The organism is Nocardia abscessus (assembly GCF_015477775.1).
GTDB classification, from domain to species: domain Bacteria; phylum Actinomycetota; class Actinomycetes; order Mycobacteriales; family Mycobacteriaceae; genus Nocardia; species Nocardia abscessus_A.
Genome location: NZ_JADLQO010000012.1, coordinates 97,383 through 122,039, shown reverse-complemented (window position 1 = coordinate 122,039; position 24,657 = coordinate 97,383). Strand labels below are relative to the sequence as shown.

The window sequence follows — 24,657 nt, the reverse complement described above, 5'->3', positions numbered from 1 at the left end:
CCCGAGTCGGAGGTAGCGTCGGGTGTGCGGGCCGCGGCGGTGTGGCTCGTACGGGAGGTCCTGACCGTGACTGAGCTACTCAGTACGAGGGGGCCGGTCCCCGGCCCTCGTGGCGCCTGACGGCAACGTCGGGTCCATCAGGACGGACCGGTCCAGCGAGATCGTTCGTGCGACTGCCGCGCGAACACAGAGGAGCCCACCGTGACTGCTGCACGCTCCGTTTCCGCTCCCTCGGCGAACTCCAGCTCCGCGAAAGGCGGAGCCGCCGCGAAGGGGGCCCGCCCCTCGCAATCAGCCGGCAAAACCTTCGTCATCGACACGTCCGTCCTGCTGTCGGATCCCTGGTCCTTCACTCGGTTCGGCGAGCACGACGTGGTGTTACCACTGGTGGTCATCAGTGAACTCGAAGCCAAACGGCACCATCACGAACTGGGCTGGTTCGCGCGAGAAGCCCTGCGCAATCTGGACGATCTGCGCCTGCAGTACGGCAGGCTGGATCAGCAGGTGCCGATCGGCGCCGAGGGCGGAACGCTGCAGGTGGAACTGAACCACACCGATCCCGCGGTCCTTCCGGTCGGCTTCCGTACCGACACCAACGACGCCCGGATCCTGGCCTGTGCGCTCAACCTCGCGGCCGAGGGCCGCGAAGTGGTGTTGGTGTCCAAGGACATTCCGCTGCGGGTCAAGGCCGGCGCGGTGGGCTTGCACGCCGACGAGTACCACGCCCAGGACGTGGTGACCTCCGGCTGGTCCGGCATGGTGGAGCTCGACGTCAGCACGGCGCGCATCGATCAGCTCTACGCCGAGTCGGTGATAGATCTGGACGAGGCGCGAGAGCTGCCCTGCCACACCGGCATCCGGCTGCTCGGCGCCAGTTCCAGCGCGCTCGGCCGGGTCACGCCGGACAAGCGGGTGCAGCTGGTGCGCGAGCGCGAGGCGTTCGGGCTGCACGGCCGGTCCGCCGAGCAGCGCATCGCGCTCGACCTGCTGCTGGACGAGAGTGTCGGCATCGTCTCGCTCGGCGGCCGGGCGGGCACGGGCAAGTCGGCGCTCGCGTTGACCGCGGGCCTGGAGGCGGTGCTGGAACGGCGCACGCAGCGCAAGGTGGTGGTCTTCCGCCCGCTCTACGCGGTCGGCGGCCAGGAACTGGGCTACCTGCCCGGCAGCGAGAGCGAGAAGATGGGCCCCTGGGCGCAGGCGGTCTTTGACACGCTCGACGGGCTGGCCAGCCGCGAGGTGATGGAGGAGGTGCTCAGCCGCGACATGCTGGAGGTGTTGCCGCTGACCCACATTCGCGGGCGGTCGCTGCACGACTCCTTCGTGATCGTGGACGAAGCCCAGTCGCTGGAGCGGAATGTGCTGCTCACGGTGCTCAGCCGCCTGGGAACCGGCTCGCGGGTGGTGCTCACCCACGATGTGGCTCAGCGCGACAATTTGCGCGTCGGCAGGCACGACGGCGTGGCGGCGGTGGTCGAGAAACTCAAAGGTCATCCGCTTTTCGCGCACATCACGCTGACCCGTAGCGAGCGCTCGCCGATCGCGGCGCTGGTCACCGAGATGCTGGAGGAGTACGGCCCCAACGCCTGATCCCGGAGCACCGCCCGAGGGTGTGTTTCACGGCACATCCGACGGGTAATATCCGCCGCGATAGCTGTTCGGTATGACCCGGTGACCTCGTCGGTCACCGGGTCATCGCCTGACAATCGGCCGAGGCTACGCGCGGCGTCACGGAGCCCGTGGTGTGCCGGTAGCCCACAGCGAGAGGATGGACATGCACCACTTCGCTCGACGAACGGCTGGATTCACCGCAGTGCTCGCCGCGGCAGGGCTGGCGTTGGCCGGCTGTGGCGACGATGACGACTCCGACACCGCCGCCACCATGACCGGCATGGTGACGACCATGATGACCACGCTCGCGCCCGGTGCCACCACCACCGACAACGACAGGACCACCACCGAGAACCGTGCGACGGGCACCGCGGGCCCGGCCGCCGAAGGGACCAAGATCCCCACCCCGGCCGGCGAGATATCCGTCGACGGCGACATCTACGAGAAGTACACCGAGCTCGGCGGCCCCACGGGCACGCTCGGCCTCCCGCTGGAAGCCGAGGAGAAGGGCCCCGACGACGGCGAGTACCAGGACTTCGCGGGCGGCACGATCTACGAGGCCAAGGAAGGCGAGCCACACGTCGTCTGGGGCGAGATCCGCAAGGCGTGGGAGGACAACGGCGGCGCGCAGGGCGAGCTCGGCTACCCGATCAGCGACGAGAAGGACATTCCCGGCGGTAAGCAGAGCGATTTCACCGGCGGCACCATCACCTGGGTGGACGGTACTATCACCGTCACGCCGAAGTAGTAACCCGGGATTTCGGCGTCCGGGACCGCACTGCGGTCCCGGTAGCCCGCCCATTCCATCCATCCGCCCCCGCTTCGCGGGCCAAGCCGCTAGGTTATCTCGGTGCAAACTCTCCTGACCGACCGCGAATTGCTCGAATCGCTCGCGGTGGACGTAGAACTGCTGCTGCGCAAGCACGTCGATGTCGCCGACGGGTGGCAGCCACACGACTTCGTGCCGTGGGACGACGGGCGCAACTTCGCCTTCCTCGGCGGTACCGACTGGACGCCGGAACAGTCCGAGCTCAGCGACACCGCCAAACTGGCGTTGACCGTCTCCGTGCTGATCGCCGACAACTTGCCCTCGTATCACCGCGAGATCGGCAAGTACCTGCGCACCGGCGCGTGGTGGCGCTGGGTCGGCCGCTGGACGGCCGAGGAGAACCGTCACGAGATCATGATCCGCAACTACCTCATGGTCACCAGGGCCGTCGACCCGGTGGAACTGGAGCGGTTGCGGATGGAGCACATGACCAAGGGCTTCCGCCGCCCGGCGATGCACCTGCTCGATGTGCTGGCCAGCTGCGCGTTCGAGGAGTCCGCCAGCGCGATCCGGCACCGCAACATCGCCGCACTCGGTGAGAACCCCCTGGTCACCGCCATGGCCGAGCGCATCGCGCAGGACGACGAACTGCAGTCGGTCTTCTTCGCCGACCTGATCGCCGCCGCGCTCGACCTGGCGCCGGACCAGACCGTGCGGGCCATCGCCGACCGGGTCGCCGGTTTCGAGGTCCCGACGGTGACGCTGCCGGGCGGCCGCAGCAGTGACGAGGCGCTCGCCGAGGCGGGGGTCTACGACCGGTCCAAGGAGGACGAGCTGGTCTTCGCGCCGTTGCTGCGGCGGTGGAACATCTTCACCCGCACCGATTTCGGCCCGGACGGTGAGCTGGCCCGCGACGAGCTCTCGCGCTTGCGCGACTGACCTGCCGTCATCCGATCCGGACCCGTCAGCGGGCGGGTCGCCTGCTCCGCGAGCGGAACGTTCCAGTCGAACGCCACCTCGGTAGCCCCACGGTTACCGAGGTGGCGTTCGTTTGCGGTCCCTTCAGCCCTGCTCTTTCACCTTCGCCATGGCCAGCACGTCGAGTCGGCGGTCGAGTTCCTCCTCGGTCAGCTTCTCGTCGAGCAGCCCCCGATCGATGACGGTCTGGCGAATCGTCTTCTTCTCCTTCAGCGCTTCCTTCGCGACCGCGGCCGCCTCCTCGTAGCCGATCGCAGAGTTCAGCGGGGTCACGATCGAGGGGGAGGACTCGGCGAGCGTACGCAGGTGCTCGACGTTGGCGACCAGGCCGCGCACGCACTTGTCGGCGAACAACCGGGAGACGTTGGCCAGCAGGCGAATCGACTCCAGCAGGTTGCGAGCCATCACCGGGATGTACACGTTCAGTTCGAAAGCGCCGTTCGCGCCCGCGAAGGCGACCGCGGCGTCGTTGCCGATCACCTGGGCGCCGACCTGGGTGACCGCCTCGGGCAGAACCGGATTCACCTTGCCCGGCATGATCGAGCTGCCCGGCTGCAGATCCGGCAGCTGGATCTCGGCCAGACCGGTCAGCGGGCCCGAGCCCATCCAGCGAATGTCGTTGGCGATCTTGGTCAGGCTCACCGCGATCGTGCGGAGCGCGCCGGACGCCTCGACCAGACCGTCGCGCGCGGCCTGCGCCTCGAAGTGGTCCTCGGCCTCGCGCAACGCATCGATGCCGGTGGCGCGCACCAATTCCGCGACAACCTTCGCGCCGAAGCCGTCCGGTGCGTTCAGCCCGGTGCCGACCGCCGTCCCACCGATCGGCAGCTCGCCCAGCCGCGGCAGCGTCGCCATGATGCGGTCGATGCTCGCCGCGATCTGGCGGGTGTAACCGCCGAACTCCTGACCCAGGGTGACCGGCACCGCGTCCATCAGGTGGGTGCGCCCGGACTTGACCACGGTCCGCCATTCCGCCGACTTGTCCAGCAGCGCCAGCCGCAGATGTTCCAGCGCGGGAACCAGATCCGTGATGACCGCCTCGGTGGCGGCCAGATGCGTCGCCGTGGGGAAGGTGTCGTTGGACGACTGCGACATGTTCACGTCGTCGTTCGGGTGGACGGTGACGCCCTTCGCCTTGGCCAGCGAGGCGATCACCTCGTTGGCGTTCATGTTCGAGCTGGTGCCGGAACCGGTTTGGAAGACGTCGATCGGGAACTGATCGTCGTGCTCGCCATCGGCGATCTCGTTCGCCGCGGCGATGATGGCATCGGCCTTGCCGGCATCGAGCAGACCCAGGTCGCGGTTCACCGTGGCGCACGCGGCCTTCAGCAGGCCGAGCGCGCGGATCTGCGCGCGCTCCAAGCCGCGTCCGCTGATCGGGAAGTTCTCCACGGCCCGCTGCGTCTGCGCCCGCCACAAGGCGTCCACCGGAACCCGAACCTCACCCATGGTGTCGTGCTCGATGCGGTACTGCTGCTCCTCGGTCATGATTCCGACCCTATGCCGCAGCCGCCCCCCATGGGGCAGCCACGCCTGAGGTCATTCGCACACCCCAGAGGCCCCGCACCCGGAATACGAAACCGCCTATCCGGCTGCCCGCACCACCCACGACCCGAATGCGGTGGCCACGCCGTACAGGCGAAAGGGCAAACGCTGAGCTGCCGCGATAACTGCGCAAAGCGCTTGCCCGGCCCCGACTCGAGTCTCGTGCCGCGCGAGGCCGAATTCCCTGTGCATGGCTGTGTACAAATTCGGCCGGTAGTCATGCCCGCGAACATTCCGATAGCGATTCGTCGACAAACGGACGGCGACGACACCGAGCATCGCCCATTCGCCGCCGGCTCGAGTCCGAGTATCTGCGGCTTCGCGGGCGCACCCGCAGAGACGCCGCATGCTGCGGTCTGCGCGCGGGCATTCCTGGATACCTGTTTCGCCCCGGGCAGCGAGACCGCGTACACGGGGTGTTGCGGTCCCCGCCCCGCGGCACCACTCACCCCCACTCCCGGTTTCGAGCGAAGCGAGACCGAGCATGCGCCGTTCGCGGCCCTGCTCGCGTCCGAGCGACCGCCGCGTCCGCGACGAAGTCGCCAGCGGCGGTCGCTCGGACGCGAGCCACAAGGGGGCCGCGAACACGCCGCGACGAAGTCGCGGCCAGATATCACGGCAGCGGCGGGACCGCGTGTTCGTCGCCGATGAAGTCGACCGAGGAGTATTCGCGCAGCTTGGTCAGGCGGTGGTAGGCGTCGATCATGCGGACCGTGCCGGACTTCGAGCGCATGACGATCGACTGGGTGGACGCGCCGCCGCCGTAGTAGCGCACGCCGCGTAGCAGGTCGCCGTCGGTGACGCCGGTGGCGCAGAAGAAGACGTTCTCACCGGAGACCAGGTCCTCGGTGGTCAGCACGCGGTCGAGGTCGTGGCCCGCGTCGATGGCCTTCTGCCGTTCCTCGTCGTCCTTCGGCGCGAGCATGCCCTGCAACTCGCCGCCCATGCAGCGGATCGCGGCGGCGGCGATGATGCCCTCGGGCGTGCCGCCGATGCCGACCAGGATGTCGGTGCCGGATTCCGGGCGGGCCGCGGCGATCGCGCCGGCGACGTCGCCGTCGGAGATCAGGCGGATGCGGGCGCCCGCGTCGCGCACCTGCTGGATCAGTTCGGCGTGCCGGGGACGATCCAGGATGCAGACGGTCAGGTCGGACTTCGACAAGCTCTTGGCCTTGGCGACCCGCCTGATGTTCTCGCCGATCGGGGCCGCGATATCGATCACGTCGGCGGCGTCGGGGCCGACGGCGATCTTGTGCATGTAGAACACCGCGGACGGGTCGAACATGGCGCCGCGCTCGGCCACCGCGAGCACCGAGATCGCGCCCGGTACGCCCTTGGACATCAGCGTGGTGCCGTCGATCGGGTCCACCGCGAAGTCCACTTCGGGGCCGGTGCCGTCGCCGACGGCCTCGCCGTTGTACAGCATGGGCGCTTCGTCCTTCTCGCCCTCGCCGATGACGACGATGCCGCGCATGGACACCGAGCTGACCAGCTGCCGCATGGCGTCGACGGCGGCGCCGTCACCCCCTTCCTTGTCGCCGCGCCCGACCCACCGGCCCGCGGCCATCGCCCCGGCCTCGGTCACGCGGACCAGCTCGAGTGCGAGGTTGCGGTCGGGCGCCTCGCGGCGGCTAGGTGTGGGGGAAGTTGCCGTCATTGCGGGGTGCCTCCTGTGCGTCGGTACGTACCGGTCGATTGTCTCATTCGATGTGGCACGGGCGTACACCCCTGCTCGGCGGTGCGGGGTGCGCGGGGCAGTGTCATCTTCCGAGTGGATACTGGGAGCGTGTCGTACCAAAAGCCACGCATCCTGAACGACTACCGGGATCTGTTCTGGTCGCTGATCCCGTTGGTGTTGATCGCGCTGGTTTTCGCGGGCCTGGCCAGCCAGTGCAGCTTCGCCGCGAACGGTCCGACGCAGGGGCAGATCCCGCACTTCGACGCGCGGGCGGCGCTCACCGCCGACGCTCGCTCCATGCCGTTCCCGATCCGCAACCCGGACCTGCCCGCGGACTGGACGCCGAACTCCGGCAGCCGGGAGTCCATCGGCGGCACCGGCGGCGGAGCGGCCAGCACCGTCGGCTACATCACGCCGCAGGGCACCTACATGCGATTCACCCAGAGCAACGCCACCGAGGAAGCGCTGGCCCGGTTCGTGCTCGGCTCCCGGTACGCCAGCGGTACCGAGCAGGTCGGCGCGCAGAAGTGGATCGTCTACGCCGAGCAGGGCTCGGAGACCGCCTGGATCACCGACCTCGGCCGGTCCCGCGTGCTGATCACCGGCGCGGGAAACCAGGCGGCGTTCAGCACGCTCGCCCAGGCGATCACCGCGGCGCAACCGCTGAAGCCCTGAAACCCCCTTGCCTTCGGCCGCGCGTGACCGTTAGGTTTGCCGCGGTACGAGACACGTGCCGAACCGGATCTCGGAGGTCGATGAATATGGCTGCCGTCAGCCGTATTTCGCCTGCCCTTCGCCGGTTCGCGCGCCCCTGATTCTTCCGCAGCGCGTCGACGCGGACCGGTCTTTCATCGATGACCAGGAGTGTCACGTGTCTGTTTCCATCTCTTCCGATCTGCTCACCGAACGCCTGATCCTGCGGCCGTGGACCGCCGGTGCGGTGGCCGCCGTGCTCGACGACCGGCGTCACGCCACGTGGGCGGCGGATTTCCCGGCCGGGGGAGATCGCGTCATCGCGGGGCTGTTCGCCGCGCATCCGGACTGGCTCGGACCGTTCGGGCACCGGCTGATCATCGAGCGATCGAGTGGACTCGTCGTCGGATCGATCGGGCTGTTCTGGCCGCCCGCCGATGGTGAGCTGGAGCTCGGGTACGGCATCGTCGCCTCGCGGCGCGGTCGTGGTTACGCGACCGAGGCCACCGTCGCCCTGACGGCGCACGCGTTCACCGCGCCCGGCGTCCGCGCGGTGCACGCCGATGTTGAACTGGCCAATCCGTCATCGGTGCGTGTGCTGGAGAAAGGCGGGTACGAGCGGGTGCGCAGCGAGGACGGCGTCGCGCGGTTCCGAGCCGTGGCCGCATCGCGGTAACGGCGAGTCCGGGGGCTGTGGTCAGCGGTGGCTCACCACGTTGACCACGGTCCCGTTCGGATCGCGGACGAAGAAGCGGCGCACGCCCCACGGCTCGTCGCGCAAGGGGTAGACGATGTCGGCGCCTGCGTCGACGACCGCCGCGTGCACGGCGTCGACGTCGTCGACCTCCACGCTCATGTCCGGCTGGAGCTGTTCGGCCTCCGGGCCGACGAGCAGGACCTGGGCGGTCGGGTTGGACGGCGAGGCCATGGTGACCACCCAGCCCAGGTCCATCGCCTCGCGGAAGCCGAGCAGCCGGTAGAAAGCGCGGCTCGCGGCCAGGTCGGCGGTGCGGACGTCGGGCGTGGCGCGGCGGATGGTCATTGCGGCTGTTCCAGGTCGGTGCGGTGCAGCGCGTCCTCGACGCGCTTGCGCGCGCCCGCCAGGTGTTCTTCACAGCGGTTGGCCAGCGCCTCGCCGCGCTCCCACAGGGCGAGGGATTCGTCCAGGTCGAGGCCGCCTTGCTCGAGGATCTTGACGACGTTGACGAGTTCGTCGCGCGCGCGTTCGTAACCGAAGCCTGCGATCTCCGCCGATTCGTCGGCCGGGTCGGCTCCCGCCCCGTTCTTCCCCGCGGACTTGCCGGACTCGGCCAAGGTCAGTTCCTCCCTGTGTCGGTGTGCTCGGCGCCCAGCGCCTGGGTGCCGAGCGCGGCGGCCGTGATGGCGCCGTCGGCGACCCGGATGCGCAGCTGGCTGCCCGCGGGCGCGTCCTCGATCGAGCGCACCACCTCCCGTTCCCGGCCGGTGACGCGCTGTACGACAGCGTAGCCACGCGACAGTGTGGCGGCCGGGCCCACGGCGGTGAGTTTCTCGCGCAAGTGCCGGGCAGCCGTGGCTTCGGTGCGGATGAGCTGCTCGGCGCAGCGGTGCGCGGCCGTGCGCAGGCGTTCGACCTCTTCCTGGCGGCGATCGATCTCGCGCAGCGGGTCGGCGAGCACGGGCCGCGACCGTAGCTGGGCGAGCGCCCTGGTCTCCCGGTCGACCCAGCCGCGCAGCGCGGCGGCGGTGCGTTCGCGCAGTTCGTGGATGCAGGCCAGTTCGGCGGCGGCGTCCGGGACGATTCGCTTGGCGGCATCGGTCGGGGTGGCCGCGCGCAGGTCGGCGACCAGGTCGCTGAGCGGGTTGTCCGGCTCGTGGCCGATCGCGCTCACGATCGGCGTGGTCGCGGCCACGATCGCGCGGCACAGCGCCTCGTCGGAGAACGGCAGCAGGTCTTCCACGCTGCCGCCGCCGCGCGCGAGCACGATCACCTCGACGGCCGGGTGGCGATCCAGCTCGGCCAAGGCCGCGAGCATCTGCGGCACCGCGGTCGGTCCCTGCACGGCGGTGTTGCGGATTTCGAAACGGACCGCGGGCCAACGATTCCTGGCGACGCTCAGCACGTCGCGCTCCGCGGCACTGGCGCGGCCGGTGATCAGGCCGACCGTCCCGGGCAGGAACGGGATCGGGCGCTTGAGCCTGGGATCGAACAGGCCCTCGGCGGCCAGCAATGCCTTCAGTCGTTCGATGCGGGCCAGCAGTTCGCCGATGCCGACCGGCCGAATCTCCAGCACGCGCAGGGAGATCGTGCCGCGCCCGGTGAAGAACGAGAGCTTGCCGTAGACGACCACCCGGCTGCCCTCTTGCAGGGGCACGGGGGAATTGCGAATGAGATCGGGGTCACAGGTCACCGACAGCGACATGTCGGCGGACGAGTCGCGCAACACCAGGAACGCGGTGCGGGCGCCGGGACGGAGATTGATCTGGGTGATCTGGCCCTCCACCCAGATGCTGCCGAGCCGGTCGATCCACTGGGCGACCTTGATGGACACCGAGCGCACCGGCCACGGGTGCTCGGCGGAATTGGCCGGTGCGGCGGATTGGCCGGGGGTTTCCCGGCCGATCGCGGGCGACGAGGGTGTCCTGGGTTCGGTCACTGGGCCTGCACGGTGGCGATCCGGTTCGTCAGCATGGTCACGAACGGCGCCCTGGCGCGGGTGTGCTGCTCGTACTCCAGCAGCGCGACGAGGTCTTCGAGGGTCAGCATGCGCAGTCGTGCGCGCAGCTGGGCCAGGGTCATGTTGGCGTAGTCGTACCGGGTGGCGACTTCCGGCTCGGCGATCGCGGGCGCGTCCGCGACAGGGGCGGGATCCGATTCCGGCTCAGCCGGTTTCGGTTCCTCGGCAGGTTGCTCGCCGATCGTCGTCACCGGGGCGGCATGGCCGTTGGTCTCGCCCGCGCGGAACGGTTCCGGATCGTCGGCGGTGTAGAGATCGAATCGGCTGGTGCGAAGCGAGGCGGGGTTCGGCTCGTCGGCGAGGTCCTCGTCGAACGTGGCCCACTCCGGCTGCTCCACCGGGCGGTTGGACAGTCGATCGAAAACCGCGTCGCCCTTCAGCGCCAGACTGGTCACGAACTGCTGGACGTGCATCGTCGTCTGCAGCATCTGACTGATGGCCGTGATAGGGAAATTCATTGCCGCCGTGGGTAGCCGACGGGATTCCTCGAGAGCGTATACGGCGGCTCCGGCTGCGACCCGGGCCAGAAAGGGTGGTCGAAACATGGTCCTAGCCTGCCCGAAATGGTGTGTTATGCAAAGGAGGGACAGGCGTGGTTCGGATATTCGCCCGTTCCGGCGCGTTGCCGATCGGCCGGAATTGCGCGGCGATGTGCTCATAATGCGGAGAATAAACGCAGGTCCCGGCGAAGTGTCCGAGACATTCGCCGCGGCATGTCGGCTACCCCGCCGTGACCGCCTTCCGTCCCAGCTCGCGGCCCGTGCTCCACGGATCTCGCGGAGGATGTGACGGACAACTCCCGGAGGTGGCGCGGTCCCGGGCCGCACGTATCCTGTGGGCATGTCTTCGGCCATTCCCTTGAACGTCGGAATCGCCCGCTCGGCAGGCGCCGCAAACGCCGTCGCCGACGGCGGAAAACGCGTGCTGCTCGCGGAGCCGCGCGGGTACTGCGCCGGCGTGGACCGCGCGGTCGAAACCGTGGAGAAGACGCTGGAGAAGCACGGCGCGCCGATCTACGTGCGTAAGGAGATCGTGCACAACCGGCATGTCGTGGAGACGCTGCGCGACCGCGGTGTGGTCTTCGTCGACGAGACCGACGAGGTGCCCGAGGGCGCGGTCGTCGTGTTCTCCGCGCACGGCGTGTCGCCCGCGGTGCACGCGTCGGCCGCCGCGCGCAGTCTGCACACCATCGACGCCACCTGCCCGCTGGTGACCAAGGTGCACCAGGAGGCCAAGCGCTTCGCCCGCGACGACTACGACATCCTGCTGATCGGTCACGAGGGCCACGAGGAGGTCGAGGGCACCGCCGGTGAGGCGCCCGAGCACGTCCAGTTGGTCGACGGGCCGGACGCGGTGGACAAGGTCAGCGTGCGCGACGAGTCGAAGGTGATCTGGCTCTCGCAGACCACGTTGAGCGTGGACGAGACGATGGAGACGGTGCAGCGACTGCGCGAGCGCTTCCCCGGACTGCAGGACCCGCCGAGCGACGATATCTGCTACGCCACGCAGAACCGCCAGGTCGCGGTGAAGGCGATGGCGCCGGAATGCGACCTGGTGATCGTGGTCGGCTCCCGCAACTCGTCGAACTCGGTGCGTTTGGTCGAGGTCGCGCTCGGGGCGGGCGCCAAGGCGGCCTACCTGGTTGACTTCGCCCGCGAAATCGACCCGGCCTGGCTCGAGGGCGTCCGCACGATCGGTATCACCTCAGGGGCCTCGGTCCCCGAGATCCTGGTCCGCGGTGTCCTGGACATGCTGGCCGAGCACGGTTACGGGGACGTCCAGCCGGTCACCACGGCCAACGAGACCCTCGTCTTCGCGCTGCCCCGGGAACTGCGCGACGCCCGTCGCTGACGCCGGGCCCGCGCCGGTGGTGCGGGCTTAAGTACGTGCGCGTCGGGTCCCTGGGGACGTATCGCACCTTCGTTGGTGCTGCCGCGGCGAACCCGCCTACAAATTCTCCGGCCTGCGCCGTTCCGTGCGGCTCGGATCACGCTCGCGGTAGCGCACATTGGGTTGGGGATGCGGCGGCATGTCGCGTCGGCGGCTCGCGCCGCGCGGTGGTTCGCCTTCGGGACGGGGCTTGGCGGCGGCCGGGCGGCCTCCACCCCGGGCCGGACCCCGGCCTTCGCGCGGACGAGACGGTGCGACACGGGGCGCGGCGTCGGCGACCTGCGCCGCCGGTCGGCGGGCCGGGCGGGGCGCGGGTTCCTCCGCGTCGTCCAGCGTGGGCTCGTCGGGCTCCTTTTTCGGGCGGCGGGCTTTGCGGCGCGCCGAGTCCGCGAGGCCGCCGGACGAACGGGCGGGCCTGCTCTTCTTCGCCTGCGACCTCTTGCCCCAGCTCTCGCTGCGGCGCGACGAGGCCGGGCGGGCGGCCTCCTGCTCGCGGCGGTGCAGGTAGATCCGGGCGCCACCGATCAGCAGGACGGCGAGCGTGGCGAGCATCATCGTCGGGAATCGGTTCACCAGCGGGATCGCCAGGTTCAGCAGGATGTCCTTCATCGAGGTGGAGCCACGGCCGGTGAGCTGCTGATAGGCCAGCGGCACTGCGATGAACAGCAGTAGGGGCGGCAGCACCATCGTGCTGAACAAGCCGCGGTAGCGCACGGCGGCGACGGCCGCCACGCACCCGAGGACGTACAGCGCGGCGAACGTGCCGGTCAGTTCGGCGCTGCCGCCGTTGGCATCGATCAGAAACCCCAGAAACGTGCACGCAACCGCGATCAGGATCGCCGCGCCGACCGGGATCCCCGGCACCGACGGCAGGATCGAGCGTTGCGGCGCGGGCACCCGGGATCGCACACGTTCGGAAGCAGCCACGATATGCACACTAGTTGCCGCCGCGCTCGGCGGCGTGGCGGCACGGCCATCGGGCTGGTTACTCACCCGCGTCGGCGAAGCCCACCGCCCGGGGCAGGCAATCCACTCGCCCGATCGCGGGCACGTCCTGCTCGGCTATTTCCAGGTCGTGCAGTTTGCGCGCGGTGACCATCACCCGTGACTCCACGGAGGCCACGGTGTAATTGAACGCCTCCACGGCTTTGCCGAGTTGCGCTCCGAGCCGGTCCAGATGCTTGCCGGTCATGCCGAGCCGGTGATACAGCTCACGCCCCAGACGCTGCACCGTCGCCATGTCCTCCGACAGCGCCTCCTGCCGCCAGCCGAAGGCGATGGTGCGCAGCAACGCGATCAGAGTGGTGGGCGTAGCGAGGATCACGTTGCGGCCGAACGCGTACTCCAGCAGCTCCGAATCGGTGGTGAGGGCCGCGTCCAGGAACGGATCGCCGGGCACGAACAGCACCACGAATTCCGGCGCGGGCTCGAAGGCGGCCCAGTACGCCTTGTCCGACAGCTGGTCGACGTGCGCGCGCAGATGTTTGGCGTGCCTGGTGAGCAGCTCGGCTCGCACGTCGGGGTCGTCGGTGCCGCAGGCGTCCAGGTAGGCGGCGAACGGCACCTTCGCGTCCACCACGATCCGCCGGTTGCCCGCCAGCCGCACCACCAGGTCCGGCCGCACTGTCCGCTCGTCCTCGCCGCGGCCCGTTCGGTGCACCTGCGTCTGGAAGTCGCAGTGCCTGGTCATCCCGGCGAGTTCGACGACGCGCTCCAGTTGGATCTCGCCCCATCGCCCCCGCACCTGGGGCGCGCGCAGTGCCGCGACCAGTTGGCCGGTCTGGCCGGTGAGCTGGTGGGAGGTGCGCTGCATGCTCGCGACCTGTTCGCGCAGACTCGAATACGCGGTGATCCGCTGCCGTTCGACCTGCTGGATGTGTTCGTTCAGCGCGCCGACCGCCGCGCGCAGCGGCTCCACCATCGCACCGACGGCGTGTGAATGCCTGCGCGCGGCATCCTCGTTGGCGGCGCTGAGCGACTGGCGTAGCAATCGCTCGTTGTCCGCCGCGACCGCCAGGCGCGCCTCCGCCGCCGTAGCGCGGTGACCGGCGCGCGCGGCATGGCCCAGCCAGCCGAGGCCGAGACCGGCGGCGAACACCAGCAGCAGTGCGACGAGCGTCGATGCGGTCATAGCGCCGATAGTGCCGTACGTCACCGACAAGAAGCAGCGGCGGGCAACTGTTCGGCATCGCGTCGGCAACTGGTGCTGCCAGCGCGTTCCGTAAGATCCGCACGCCATTCGAGATTCCGGCATCCGGAATCGCCTGCGTCGTGCGGGACGGGAGGCAAAGGGATGTGCGGTCATTGGGCGCGTCGGCGAATCCTGCCCTCCGGCCCGAACACGTCCGCTCCTTCCAGTGGACACGCCGCAGCCCGGCTGGGCAGATCCGACACATCGGGCGGGGCGATTGAAGTCTGTCGGTGGCTTGCCCTACGGTTTCGCGGCATGCGGATGCTGCACACCTCGGACTGGCACATCGGGCGCACGTTCCACGGGGTCGATCTGCTTGCCGACCAGACTCGTTCACTGACCGCGATCGCGGAGCTGGTGGCCGAGGAGTCGGTCGACGTGGTGGTGCTGCCAGGCGACGTGTACGACCGGTCGATTCCGAGCGCCGACGCGATCGCGGTGTGCAACCGGGGATTCGAGGCCATTCGCGCCGCGGGGGCCCAGATCGTGGCCACTTCCGGCAACCACGATTCGCCTGCCCGGTTGGGGGCGGGCGCGAGCTTCGCCGCGGCGGGCGGGTTGCATCTGCGCACCACCGTCGCCGACGCCGATCGCCCCGTCCTGCTGGCGGACGAGCACGGGCCGGTGGCGTTCTACGGCATTCCGTACTTGGAACCGGAGATCACCCGCGCCGAACTCGAAGTGCCGCAGGCGCGCTCGCACGCCGAGATCCTGGACGCGGCCATGGCGCGTGTGCGTGCCGACATCGCACGGCGGCCGGGCGCACGGACCGTCGTGCTCGCACACGCCTTCGTCGTCGGCGGGGAGGCCACCGGATCGGAGCGCTCGATCTCGGTCGGCGGCGTGGAGACGGTGCCGCTGTCGGCCTTCGACGGCATCGACTACGTGGCGCTCGGCCACCTGCACTCACCGCAGACGCTGTCCGAGCCGGTGCGCTACTCCGGCTCGCCGCTGCCGTACTCGTTCGGCGAGAACGCGCATCGCAAAGCGGTCTGGATCATCGACCTGGACGCCTCCGGCCTGAGCGCGGTGCGACGCCGGGACCTGCCCACCGTTCGCGGGCTGAGCAAGCTCACCGGCACCCTGGACGAACTGCTCAGCGGCGCGGAGCACACCGCGGCCGAAGAGCACTACGTGTCCGCCGTGCTCACCGATGTCGCCCGCCCGGTCGACGCGATGCGCAAGCTGCGCGAACGGTACCGCTACGCCGTGCACGTCGAATGGATGCGGCCCGAGGGGAACCCGGAACTGCGCTACCGTGAGCGGGTGCACGGCCGCCGCGACATCGAAGTAGCCCGGAGCTTCCTCACCGACGTCCGCGGCCTACCCAGCGCGAGTGAGATGACCTGGCTGGAGCGGGCGCTTGCCGCCGCCGTCGCCGAGCCCGAACAGGTGGCCACGGTGAGCGCCACCGAGGAAATGACCGCATGAGCGCACTGCCGAGGCCGGGCGTAGGCGCGGTGGCATGAGGCTGCACAAGCTGGAGATGATCGCGTTCGGTCCGTTCGCCGAGCCCACGGTCGTCGACTTCGACGCGCTCGGCGCCGACGGGTTGTTCCTGCTGCACGGCCAGACCGGCGCGGGCAAGACCACGGTGCTGGACGCGATCGCGTTCGCGCTCTACGGCAGAGTCCCCGGCGCGCGCGGGGAGAGCAAGCGGCTGCATTCCGATCACGCACCGGAGCAGACGCCACCGCAGGTGACGCTCGAGGCGACTCTGGGTGGAAGGCGGCTGCGTCTCACGCGCAGCCCCGAGTTCCAGCGTCTCAAGCGAGACGGCACCGGCCTGCGCACCATCAACCCCAAGGCGACGCTGACCTGGCTGGACGGCAGCGGGGAGAACCTCTCCCGGATCCCCGATATCGGCGAGGAAGTGCTGCGCCTGCTCGGCATGAGCGCCGACCAGTTCTTCCAGGTGGTGCTGCTACCGCAAGGCGACTTCGCCCGATTCCTGCGGGCGGACAACGAGGATCGGGAGAAGCTGCTCGAAAAACTCTTCGACACCGGACGTTTCGGCACCGCGGAGCACTGGCTCGCCGAGAAGCGCCGCGCCGCCGAAGCGGAGTTGGACGCTCGTGCGGACGGCATCAAGCGGCTGATCACCCAGGTGGGTATGGCGGCGGGGGTGGCGGATTCGGCCGGTCTGATGGAATGCGTCGGTTGGTCGCAGGATCTGCTGTCCAGCGCCCGTGCCGATCTGGCTACCGCCGTCGCGGAACTCGAACGCTGCCAGCGGGAATCGGCCCGAGCCCGCGAGCAGGCCGAACAGCAGCGTCGGCTGCACGAGCTGCGCCGCCGCATGGCCGCCGCGCGTGCCCAACTGGACGACTACGCCGCCGGCGCGGAGATTCGGGCCGCGCGACAGGCCGAACTCGACCTCGCGCGCCGGGCCGAGCCGGTGGCCGCCGCCATCGACGAAGCGCGTTCGGCGGTGCGCACCCAGCGACTGCGCGACGGCGAAGAGCGCGGCGCGGCACAGCGACTGGCGGCCCGGCTCCAGGAACCGGCGAGCGTGGAACTCGGCGGCGCCGAGCTGGTCGACCCCGACGGCGCGCAGGTGCGCGACGACGCCGACATCGACGCGGCGATCCAGCGCTGGAGTGGGCGGATCGGCGCACTGGACGAGGTGCTGGCCGTCGCCGCCAGCGCCACCCGGCTCGACGGTGAACTCGGCGCCCTGCGCGCCGAGGACGCGACGCTCGCCCGGCACGTCACCGAACTCGCCGCGCGGCGCGACCAGCTGCCCGCCGCGCTCACCGCGGCCGAGGCCAGGCTGCGCGAAGCCACCGAAGCGGTCGCGGCGTTACCCGGCATCACCAGCGAGACCGAGCGGTTGCAGGCCGCCGCGACGGCCGCGGTCGAACTGGCCGCCCGCCGCACCGACCTCGACCACGCCCGAATCGAGTTCGATACCGCCCGCTCGGCACACCTCGACGCCAAAGAACTCGTGCTGGAGCTGCGCGAGCGCAGGCTGTCCGGCATGGCCGCCGAACTGGCCGGTGGGCTGGTCGACGGAAGCCCGTGCGCGGTCTGCGGTTCCGCGGAGCATCCGGCGCCCGCCCGGCCCACCGACACCGCGGTGTCCAAAGACGAGGAGGAAGCCGCCGTAGCGGCCGAGCGCGCGGCGGAGGACACCCGCGACCGCGCGCTGGCCCGCATCACCGGGCTGGAGCGGGAGATCGAGGCGCTGCTCGCCCGCGGCGGCGACACCGACCGCGTCGAACTCGCCGCTGCCCTACGCGCCGCGACCGACCGCTACGAGGACACGTCCGAACTGGCCGCCGGCGCCGAGGGCCTGCGAACCGAGCTGACCCGTCTCCGCGACGACGAGGCGCGCCTGCACGACGAGCTGCGCGCCTCCGAAGCGCGTCGCAGCGCGGTCGCCGCCACCATCGCGTCCGCGCAGTCGCGCCTTACCGAGCTCACCGAACGGCTGCGCGCCGCGGCAGGCGCCGACGAGACCATCGACCGACGCCGTGCCCGGCTCGCCGCTCTGGTCACCGAGGCGGCCGCCCTGCGCGATGCCCGTGCGGAAGCAGCGGCGGCGCGGGAACAGGTGTCGTTGATCGCGGATCGGGTCGAAAACTTGGCGCGTGCCGCGGGTTTCGTACCGGAAGAGGAGTACGGTGCGGCGCCGGCTGCGGGCTCCTCGTCGGCGGACACCTCCGGTGCGGGGTCGGCCGTGCCCGAGGAATCCGGCGGGGTGCTCCGCCCTGGCTCGGGCCCCGCTGGTGCAGGTGAACGGGTGCACCGCGACGCCGACGGCCGCCCGGACGCCCGTGACAATGTCGCACTCCTGACCGCCTACGCGAAGGTCGTCGCCGCCGCGGCTCGCGGCCCGCAGCGGCAAGCGGAGATCGAAGCGGAACTCGTGGCGGCCGACCGCGCCCGCGCCGCGGCGGAAGCCGTCCTGGCCGAACCGGAGATCCGTGCGGCGTCGGAGCAGGAGCCCGGCGACCTGGCCGAACTCGACGCGCTCGTGGCAGCCGCACAGAACGAACTCAACGCCGCCGTGGCCGCGCACGCCGAGGCGAGCAGGCGGGCGAGCCAGCTCGAGGACCTCGGCGGTCAGCTCTGGGCCGCCGTGGACCGGATCGCGCCGGCGCGGCGGGCGTTCGAGGAACTGGACGGCCTCGCCGACGTGGTCGCCGGACGCGGTGCGAACAACCGCCGCATGTCCCTGCACTCCTACGTTCTGGCCGCTCGCTTGGAAGAGGTCGCCCAGGCCGGGTCACTGCGGTTGCGCAGGATGTCCAGCGGCCGCTACGAATTCGTCCACTCCGACAAAGCCGGTCCGCGCGGTCGTCGAGGCGGGCTCGGCCTCGACATCCGTGACGACTACACCGGAGCCGTCCGCCCGGCCAAGACCCTCTCCGGCGGCGAGACCTTCATGGCCTCACTGTCGCTGGCGCTCGGCCTGGCCGACACCGTCGCCGCCGAATCGGGCGGCCTGGTGCTGGACACCCTGTTCATCGATGAGGGCTTCGGCGGCTTGGACGCCGACACCCTGGACGCCGTGATGGGCGTACTCGACGAACTTCGCGCGGGCGGCCGGGTGGTCGGCGTCGTCAGCCATGTGGACGAGATGCGCCAACGCATCCCGAGCCGCCTGCACGTCCTACGCGGCCGCGCGGGTTCCCACCTGCAAGCGACCCTCGCCTGACAGCGCCCGCTGCGGCGCAGCACCCGAGCCGCCGCCTGTTCGATGCGCCGTTCGCCCAACAGCGGGATCGGCTGTATGCGCGCCGACCAGGGCGCCTGCCATTCAACGGCGCCTCGTCTCGGTCCGAAACCGCTCGATCAACCTTCCGGGCGGAAGGTCTTTCCCTGGGCGGTTCCTTCGACAGCATGCACATACGACTGGGCGACGACCTCGGCGGGAGTTCCGTCGGCAGGATCGAGTCCCATGCTCTCGAGTGTCTCCGCCACCCAGCCCGGCCCGACCACGTTGACCCGCAGGCCGCGCGGCATCTCGATGACGGCGTGTTCGACGAACGCTTCCAGACCGGCGTTGACCAGTGCACCGAACGAGCCGCCCACCATCGGGCGGTCGAACACGCCACTGGTCAAGGTGATCGAACCTCCATCCCGCAGATACCGGATCGCCCGACGGACCAAGTGCAGTTGCCCGAGCAGCTTGCCCTGTAGGCCCTGGAGGAAGTCGTCGTTCGAGTCCAGCGGGGTCAGCTTGCCGCTCGCCGCGGTGACCACCACGGCGTCCACATCACGGACCGTCTCGAACAGCGCGTCGATCGAGGCGGTGTCGTCCATGTCCACCTGCACCGGGCCGCGCCGAGACGCCCGCACTACCTCGTGATTCGGCTCCAACGCCGCGACGACCGCCGAGCCGATGGTGCCACTCGCTCCGATGACGATCACCTTCAACACAATCTCCTCGAGCCGTGACGGGCGAACAAACAGGACCTCCAACCAACGCTCGGACCCGATGATTCCCCAAGAGAACGATGATTCCCCAAGAGAACGATGCGCTGGACTCAGCGCACGCCGAAAGTGCGGCCGAACCGCGACGGCGGGCCTCGACCGTCCGCCTCGGCCCAGCCGAATTGCCCATCCCATCGCTCAGGTCACCGCCAGATGCACCCACCGCGAGGGGGCAACTGAGGCCCGGATACAGCCGCGGTTGCTCGGCTCCGAGCGCACACCTGTTGCGTCGGGCAGTGTGCGAGGGGCACACGGCTCGTGCACCGAATCGCCGTCCGGCGGCTCACCCCTCGTGGTCGAGCAGCCAACGCTTGATCGGCAACCCCCAGCGGAAGCCGCCGAGTGCGCCGCCGATGCGCAGGATTCGGTGGCAGGGCACGAAGAGGGCGGCGGCGTTGCGGGCGCACGCGTTGGCCGCGGCGCGGGTGGCGTCGGGACGGCCGGATCGGGCGGCGAATTCGGTGTAGGTGAGCGGACTGCCCGCGGGGACGGCGCGAAGCACTTCCCACGCGTGCAGCAGGAACTCCCCGGACTGCTGGCGAACGGGGATCGGGTCGATCGCTGTGAGGTCGCCCTCGTGGTAGGCGGCGACCGCGCTGGTCACCTCGCCAAGCGCATCTCGCTGCCGTAGCCCGGCAGGGCGGAGGGCGGGATGGATCAGGCCGCGCAGGTTCTCCGCGTCGGATGTCCAACCGGAAGCCAGGACCGCGCCGTCGGAGTCGACGAGGGTGGTGAACGGTCCGAGCGGGGTATCCGTGACAGCGAAATCCGCTGTGGCGGCGGGGATGCCGCGAACCTCGGTGCGGACGGCGATGCTGGCGTTCATGATTCGACACGGCCTTTCGTAGTGGCGAGCGCGGGAACTTCGGCAGGCGTGGCGCGGCTGGTCAGCGCCGCTTTCCACAAGTGCATCGACAGGTACGACCGCCACGGCGCCCAGCGCGCGGTGTCCGTCAGGTCGATGCCGAGGAGGGTCGCGCCGCGGCGGACGACCAGGTCGGTGCCGAGCAGGATGTCCGGGTCGGCGAGCAGCCGCATGGTCACGTAGTCGGCCGTCCACGGTCCGACGCCGTCCAGTGCGAGCAGGTCGCGGCGCAGGTCGGCGGCCGTGCGACCCTGGTGCAGCAGCAGCTCACCGGAGGCGAGTGCCGCGGCGGCCCCGACGATGGAACGGATCCGCCGCGCCGGTCCGGTCAAGATCTCGGCGCCCCGTTCGGCGATCACCTCCGGCGTCGGGAACAGCAGCGGGATCGGCCCGTCCACCCGCTCACCGAGCGCCTCGACCAGCCGGGCGGTGTGCGTGGCCGCGGCGGACACCGAGATCTGCTGCCCGATCATGGTGCGCAGCAGGAGTTCGGCTCCGTCCAAGCACCCGGGCACACGAATACCCGGCGTGAACGACGGCCGCCCCGCGTCGAGCGTGTTCACGTCGGTGAGCGCCTCGCCTTCGGGCGGAGATCCGGCTCCCGCGTCCGGCAGGTCCTCGGCGGCGCGGTCGGGCACTCGTGCCGCGGAGCCTTCGCGTGCCGCGGCCCCCACACCGAGCGCTTCATCGATCCCGACCGGATCGGCGTCCAGATCCAGCAGGTGCCGCAGTCGCGTCACCGTCGGCGCGAGATCGCGCATGTCGTGCAGAGACAATTCCGCCCGCACATGGTCGCGCTGGAAGCTCAGCCGCGTGGTGGCGTGCCCATGGGGCGTGCGCAGGTTCCTGGTGTAGGTGCGGTTCTCCCACAGCTCCATACCCGGCACGACGTGCGCGGACAGGAACCACTCCAGCCAGGCCCGGTCGAGCGGCTCTCGATAGGGCAGGCGCAGTGTGAGCGAGCCGCTGCCGGCGGGCGCCTGCCGGGCGGGGGCCGCGGTCTTCGCGCGCTGCGCCTCGAGCCGCATGGTGGTGGGGCTGACCGCGAACACCTCGCGCACCGTGTCGTTGAACTGGCGGATGGAGGCGAATCCCGCCGCGAACGCGATATCGGACATGGGCATCGCGGTGGTCTGGATCAGCAGCCGCGCGGTGTGGGCCCGGTGCGCCCTGGCCAGTGCCAGCGGCCCAGCGCCCAGTTCGGTGGTCAGCACCCGGGTGAGCTGACGCTGGGAGTAGCCGAGCGTGGCGGCCAGTCCGGGCACCCCGGCCCGTTCGACCACGCCGTCACCGATCAGCCGCATCGCGCGCGCGGCCAGGTCCGCCCTCGTGTTCCACAGCGGTGAGCCGGGCGCCGCGTCGGGCAGGCAGCGACGGCAGGCTCGGTAGCCCGCCTGCTGCGCCGCGGCGGCGGTCGGCAGGAACGACACATTGGCTCGCTTCGGCGTGATCGCCGGACACGAAGGGCGGCAATAGATTCCGGTGGTCCGCACCGCGGTGAAGAATTGCCCGTCGAATCGCGAGTCCCGGGTCGACACCGCCCGGTAGCAACGTTCGAAATCCAATGCCGTGATCGTCACGCACACCACAATGGCAGCTGCGGCGAACCCGTGCTAGCGGGAATCGGCCACGATCGCGGGCAGTGGTCGCCACCTCGCACAACGGCCATGACATCGCACAACTGTCGCCCTGCCACAGGTGTGGAAACTGCCAAAACGACGTGTGGCGGCGCGCGCCGAAATCGTCCCGCTCAGCAGCAGCGGTTGGCCGGATTGCGATCCGCCTCGGCGTGCCGCTGCCGCCAGTACTCCCGCTCGGTCGGAACGGGGCGGTCCGGATGCCTGCGGCGCAGGTGCTCGACGTAGCGCCGGTAGTCCTGCCCGCCGAGGATCGAGTCGAACCACCAGACGCCCGCGCGGAAGCCGTCGCGGCAGACGCGGGCGGCCGCGCGCAGCCGGGCGCCGACCGGTCGCGCGGACCGGTCGGCGCCCTGGGTCGCGGAATCACTCATTGCGCGTGGACGTGTGCCGCGCCGGGGGCGCGCACCTTTCCGGTCGCGATCAACTCGTCCCACTGCTTCTGGACTTCCTTCTCCGCGGCCGTGGCCACGAATCCGCTGGGCGCGAAGATCTTCGACGGCTCCTCCGGCGTCTCGGTGGTCGTCGTCTCGCCGGAGCGCCAGGCGCGGTAGGCCACCACCGCGCCGACGACCGCCACGATCAGCACCAGCACCGCGAACACGATCGACAACGTGCCCTGGATGAAGGTGTTGCGCACGATCGCGTCCATGTCGTCCTGGGTCTTCGCCGTCAGGCAGAGCTTTCCGGCGTCCTGCGCGGTCTGGCAGATGCTGTGCTGCTTCCAGTATCCGAGCTTCGGGTCGGCTGAGAAGATCTTCTGCCACGACGCCGTCATGGTGACCACGAGGTCCCAGACCAGCGGAACGCCCGGAATCCAGGCCCATTTCGCGAGACCCTTCTTCACCACGATCACCAGCACCACGGTGAGCGCGATGGCCGCGAGCAGCTGGTTGGCGATGCCGAACAGCGGGAACAGCGTGTTGATGCCGCCCAGCGGATCGGTGACGCCCATCAGCAGGATCGAACCCCAGGCGGCGACCACGATGGCGGAGCACAGCCACGCGCCCACCCGCCAGGACGGATCACGGAACTTCTTCGCGGGCCCGCCGAAGTTGCCCAGCGCGTCGGAGAGCATGAACCGCGCCACGCGGGTGCCCGCGTCGATCGTGGTGAGGATGAACAGCGCCTCGAACATGATCGCGAAGTGGTACCAGAACGACTTCATGCTCGCGCCGCCGAGGAACTGGTGGAACACCTCGGAGATGCCGACCGCCAGTGTCGGCGCGCCGCCCGTGCGGGAGATGATCGTCGACTCGCCGACATCGCTCGCCGCCTGGCTCAGCTCCGCCGGCGTCACGGCGGGTCCGCTGAGTCCGAGGCTGTTGGTGTAGGCGGCGGCCTTCTCCGCGGTGCCGCCGGTGAGACCGACCGGCGCGTTCATCGCGAAGTACAGGTGCTGGTCGATGATCGAGGCGGTGATGATGGCCATCACCGCGACGAACGACTCCATCAGCATCCCGCCGTAGCCGATCATCCTGGCGTGCGATTCCTTCTCCAGCAGCTTCGGCGTGGTGCCGGAGGACACCAGCGCGTGGAAACCGCTCAGCGCGCCGCAGGCGATGGTGATGAACAGGAACGGGAACAGCGAGCCCGCGAAGGCGGGTCCGGTGCCGGTGGACGCGAACGACGAGACCGCGGGCGCTTGCAGCACCGGCAGCGTGACCAGGATGCCGACCGCGAGCAGCACGATGGTGCCGACCTTCATGAACGTCGACAGGTAGTCGCGCGGAGCCAGCAGCAGCCACACCGGAAGCACCGAGGCGAAGAAGCCGTAGGCGATCAGCAGCCAGGAGATGGTCACCGGCGAGAGCGTGAACCAGTCCGCGCCCCAGTCGGTTTCCGACACCCAGCCGCCGCTCACGATGGCCAGCAGCAGCAGGGCGAACCCGATGGCGGAGACCTCCCCGACCTTGCCCGGCCGCAGGAACCGCAGGTAGACACCCATGAACAACGCGATCGGAATGGTCATGCCGATCGAGAAGACGCCCCACGGGCTGTGCGCGAGCGCGTTGACGACCACCAGGGCGAGCACGGCAAGGAGGATCATCATGATCACCAGAACGCCGACGATGGCCGACCAGCCGCCGATCACGCCCAGCTCGTCGCGGGCCATCTGCCCGAGGCTGCGACCGCGCCGCTTCATCGAGACCCACAGCACCAGGTAGTCCTGCACGGCGCCGGCCACGACCACGCCGACGACGATCCAGATGGTCCCCGGCAGGTAGCCCATCTGCGCGGCCAGCACCGGCCCGACCAGCGGACCCGCGCCGGCGATGGCGGCGAAGTGGTGCCCGTAGAGCACCCGCCGGTCCATCGGCATGTAGTCCTTGCCGTTCTCCAGGATCTCGGCGGGCGTGGCCAGGTCGTCGCGCGGTTTGGTGATCCTGCGTTCGATGAACCTGGCGTAGAACCGATACGCGATGACGTAGGTGCAGACCGCCGCGATCACGATCCACACCGCGTTCACCGATTCGCCTCGCGAGATGGCGAGCACCGCCCAAGCTATGGCGCCGAGCACGCCGATACCGGCGAAGATCAATTTCTTGGCGGGAGTGATCGGGGACTTGTCGACCACGCCGACGGGCGGCAGATCGGGATCGGTCCGCAGATATTCGATTGTCGCCATCGGCCTACTCTCCTG

The 24,657-nt window shown here is 69.9% G+C and carries 21 protein-coding genes; 8 read left to right on the top strand and 13 right to left on the bottom strand.

Translation table 11 applies throughout. The annotated features are described in order from the left end of the window. The first annotated feature begins 201 nt into the window (after positions 1–201). The 3 genes from IU450_RS26970 to IU450_RS26960 all read left to right on the top strand — a co-directional run bounded on the left by IU450_RS26970 (position 202) and on the right by IU450_RS26960 (position 3,316). Positions 202–1,587 (top strand): PhoH family protein, encoded by a 1,386-nt coding sequence (locus IU450_RS26970; protein WP_195152543.1) that lies wholly within the window; start codon positions 202–204, stop codon positions 1,585–1,587. Positions 1,588–1,771: 184 nt separating this feature from the next. After that, positions 1,772–2,356, top strand: coding sequence for an LGFP repeat-containing protein (locus IU450_RS26965; RefSeq protein WP_195152542.1), 585 nt, complete (start codon positions 1,772–1,774; stop codon positions 2,354–2,356). Between the two features lie 102 nt (positions 2,357–2,458). Beyond that, entirely contained in the window at positions 2,459–3,316 is an 858-nt protein-coding gene (locus IU450_RS26960; RefSeq protein ID WP_195152541.1) for an acyl-ACP desaturase, read from the top strand. A 123-nt stretch (positions 3,317–3,439) separates the two neighbouring features. Here IU450_RS26960 and IU450_RS26955 read toward each other — a convergent pair whose 3' ends face one another. Together IU450_RS26955 and glpX are read right to left on the bottom strand one after the other, a co-directional pair. Further along, on the bottom strand, positions 3,440–4,843 hold the full coding sequence (locus IU450_RS26955) for a class II fumarate hydratase (protein WP_195152540.1): 1,404 nt from the start codon (positions 4,841–4,843) through the stop codon (positions 3,440–3,442). Positions 4,844–5,513: 670 nt separating this feature from the next. After that, positions 5,514–6,557, bottom strand: coding sequence for a class II fructose-bisphosphatase (gene glpX, locus IU450_RS26950; RefSeq protein WP_195033485.1), 1,044 nt, complete (start codon positions 6,555–6,557; stop codon positions 5,514–5,516). A 129-nt stretch (positions 6,558–6,686) separates the two neighbouring features. On the opposite strand from glpX, the gene IU450_RS26945 reads away from it, so the two are divergent. After that, positions 6,687–7,253, top strand: a complete 567-nt coding sequence (locus IU450_RS26945; RefSeq protein WP_195152539.1) for a DUF4245 domain-containing protein — start codon at positions 6,687–6,689, stop codon at positions 7,251–7,253. A gap of 196 nt (positions 7,254–7,449) precedes the next feature. Next, positions 7,450–7,947 carry a GNAT family N-acetyltransferase gene (locus IU450_RS26940; RefSeq protein ID WP_324197844.1) on the top strand — a complete coding sequence of 166 codons (498 nt, stop codon included), beginning with the start codon at positions 7,450–7,452 and terminating at the stop codon, positions 7,945–7,947. Between the two features lie 21 nt (positions 7,948–7,968). On the opposite strand, the gene IU450_RS26935 is transcribed toward IU450_RS26940, so the two are convergent. Genes IU450_RS26935 through IU450_RS26920 form a run of 4 tightly spaced genes read right to left on the bottom strand, consistent with a single transcriptional unit; the run spans position 7,969 to position 10,533 of the window. Further along, on the bottom strand, positions 7,969–8,313 hold the full coding sequence (locus IU450_RS26935; protein WP_195152538.1) for a VOC family protein: 345 nt from the start codon (positions 8,311–8,313) through the stop codon (positions 7,969–7,971). Beyond that, positions 8,310–8,585 (bottom strand): exodeoxyribonuclease VII small subunit, encoded by a 276-nt coding sequence (locus IU450_RS26930; RefSeq protein WP_228835171.1) that lies wholly within the window; start codon positions 8,583–8,585, stop codon positions 8,310–8,312. Before IU450_RS26930 ends, IU450_RS26935 begins: the two co-directional genes overlap by 4 nt. A gap of 2 nt (positions 8,586–8,587) precedes the next feature. Further along, positions 8,588–9,874 (bottom strand): exodeoxyribonuclease VII large subunit, encoded by a 1,287-nt coding sequence (gene xseA / locus IU450_RS26925; protein WP_324197851.1) that lies wholly within the window; start codon positions 9,872–9,874, stop codon positions 8,588–8,590. A 29-nt stretch (positions 9,875–9,903) separates the two neighbouring features. Beyond that, positions 9,904–10,533 (bottom strand): lipid droplet-associated protein, encoded by a 630-nt coding sequence (locus IU450_RS26920; protein ID WP_195152536.1) that lies wholly within the window; start codon positions 10,531–10,533, stop codon positions 9,904–9,906. A gap of 295 nt (positions 10,534–10,828) precedes the next feature. Here IU450_RS26920 and IU450_RS26915 point away from each other — a divergent pair, with 295 nt between their 5' ends. Next, on the top strand, positions 10,829–11,839 hold the full coding sequence (locus tag IU450_RS26915; protein WP_195152535.1) for a 4-hydroxy-3-methylbut-2-enyl diphosphate reductase: 1,011 nt from the start codon (positions 10,829–10,831) through the stop codon (positions 11,837–11,839). Between the two features lie 96 nt (positions 11,840–11,935). Here the strand turns inward: IU450_RS26915 and IU450_RS26910 are convergent, their stop codons facing one another. Both IU450_RS26910 and IU450_RS26905 read right to left on the bottom strand, forming a co-directional pair. Beyond that, entirely contained in the window at positions 11,936–12,805 is an 870-nt protein-coding gene (locus IU450_RS26910; RefSeq protein ID WP_195152534.1) for a DUF6542 domain-containing protein, read from the bottom strand. 58 nt (positions 12,806–12,863) lie between these two features. Beyond that, positions 12,864–14,009 (bottom strand): DNA recombination protein RmuC, encoded by a 1,146-nt coding sequence (locus tag IU450_RS26905; protein ID WP_195152533.1) that lies wholly within the window; start codon positions 14,007–14,009, stop codon positions 12,864–12,866. 315 nt (positions 14,010–14,324) lie between these two features. On the opposite strand from IU450_RS26905, the gene IU450_RS26900 reads away from it, so the two are divergent. Together IU450_RS26900 and IU450_RS26895 are read left to right on the top strand one after the other, a co-directional pair. Then, a complete protein-coding gene (locus tag IU450_RS26900) occupies positions 14,325–15,500 on the top strand; it encodes an exonuclease SbcCD subunit D (RefSeq protein ID WP_195152532.1) in 1,176 nt (391 codons plus the stop codon). 34 nt (positions 15,501–15,534) lie between these two features. Further along, positions 15,535–18,732, top strand: a complete 3,198-nt coding sequence (locus IU450_RS26895) for an AAA family ATPase (RefSeq protein ID WP_195152531.1) — start codon at positions 15,535–15,537, stop codon at positions 18,730–18,732. A gap of 137 nt (positions 18,733–18,869) precedes the next feature. Here IU450_RS26895 and IU450_RS26890 read toward each other — a convergent pair whose 3' ends face one another. The 5 genes from IU450_RS26890 to IU450_RS26870 form a co-directional block, all read right to left on the bottom strand. Then, positions 18,870–19,448, bottom strand: a complete 579-nt coding sequence (locus IU450_RS26890; protein WP_324197850.1) for a short chain dehydrogenase — start codon at positions 19,446–19,448, stop codon at positions 18,870–18,872. A 346-nt stretch (positions 19,449–19,794) separates the two neighbouring features. Continuing rightward, positions 19,795–20,337 carry a methylated-DNA--[protein]-cysteine S-methyltransferase gene (locus IU450_RS26885; RefSeq protein WP_195152529.1) on the bottom strand — a complete coding sequence of 181 codons (543 nt, stop codon included), beginning with the start codon at positions 20,335–20,337 and terminating at the stop codon, positions 19,795–19,797. Further along, entirely contained in the window at positions 20,334–21,965 is a 1,632-nt protein-coding gene (locus IU450_RS26880; RefSeq protein WP_324197843.1) for a DNA-3-methyladenine glycosylase 2 family protein, read from the bottom strand. Before IU450_RS26880 ends, IU450_RS26885 begins: the two co-directional genes overlap by 4 nt. Positions 21,966–22,126: 161 nt before the next feature. Continuing rightward, positions 22,127–22,330: a YbdD/YjiX family protein gene (locus IU450_RS26875; RefSeq protein WP_228835202.1), complete on the bottom strand. Its 204-nt coding sequence runs from the start codon at positions 22,328–22,330 to the stop codon at positions 22,127–22,129. A 53-nt stretch (positions 22,331–22,383) separates the two neighbouring features. Continuing rightward, complete coding sequence (locus IU450_RS26870; RefSeq protein WP_195152526.1) at positions 22,384–24,642, bottom strand: carbon starvation CstA family protein; 2,259 nt, start codon at positions 24,640–24,642, stop codon at positions 22,384–22,386. Positions 24,643–24,657: the final 15 nt, after the last annotated feature.

Excerpts from the sequence above, each read along its gene's own strand:
- IU450_RS26965 (WP_195152542.1), top strand. The coding sequence starts at position 1,772 with ATGCACCACTTCGCTCGACGAACGGCTGGATTCACCGCAGTGCTCGCC.
- IU450_RS26955 (WP_195152540.1), bottom strand. The coding sequence starts at position 4,843 with ATGACCGAGGAGCAGCAGTACCGCATCGAGCACGACACCATGGGTGAG.
- glpX (WP_195033485.1), bottom strand. The coding sequence starts at position 6,557 with ATGACGGCAACTTCCCCCACACCTAGCCGCCGCGAGGCGCCCGACCGC.
- IU450_RS26935 (WP_195152538.1), bottom strand. The coding sequence starts at position 8,313 with ATGACCATCCGCCGCGCCACGCCCGACGTCCGCACCGCCGACCTGGCC.
- IU450_RS26920 (WP_195152536.1), bottom strand. The coding sequence starts at position 10,533 with ATGTTTCGACCACCCTTTCTGGCCCGGGTCGCAGCCGGAGCCGCCGTA.
- IU450_RS26915 (WP_195152535.1), top strand. The coding sequence starts at position 10,829 with ATGTCTTCGGCCATTCCCTTGAACGTCGGAATCGCCCGCTCGGCAGGC.
- IU450_RS26905 (WP_195152533.1), bottom strand. The coding sequence starts at position 14,009 with ATGACCGCATCGACGCTCGTCGCACTGCTGCTGGTGTTCGCCGCCGGT.
- IU450_RS26900 (WP_195152532.1), top strand. The coding sequence starts at position 14,325 with ATGCGGATGCTGCACACCTCGGACTGGCACATCGGGCGCACGTTCCAC.
- IU450_RS26895 (WP_195152531.1), top strand. The coding sequence starts at position 15,535 with ATGAGGCTGCACAAGCTGGAGATGATCGCGTTCGGTCCGTTCGCCGAG.
- IU450_RS26885 (WP_195152529.1), bottom strand. The coding sequence starts at position 20,337 with ATGAACGCCAGCATCGCCGTCCGCACCGAGGTTCGCGGCATCCCCGCC.
- IU450_RS26870 (WP_195152526.1), bottom strand. The coding sequence starts at position 24,642 with ATGGCGACAATCGAATATCTGCGGACCGATCCCGATCTGCCGCCCGTC.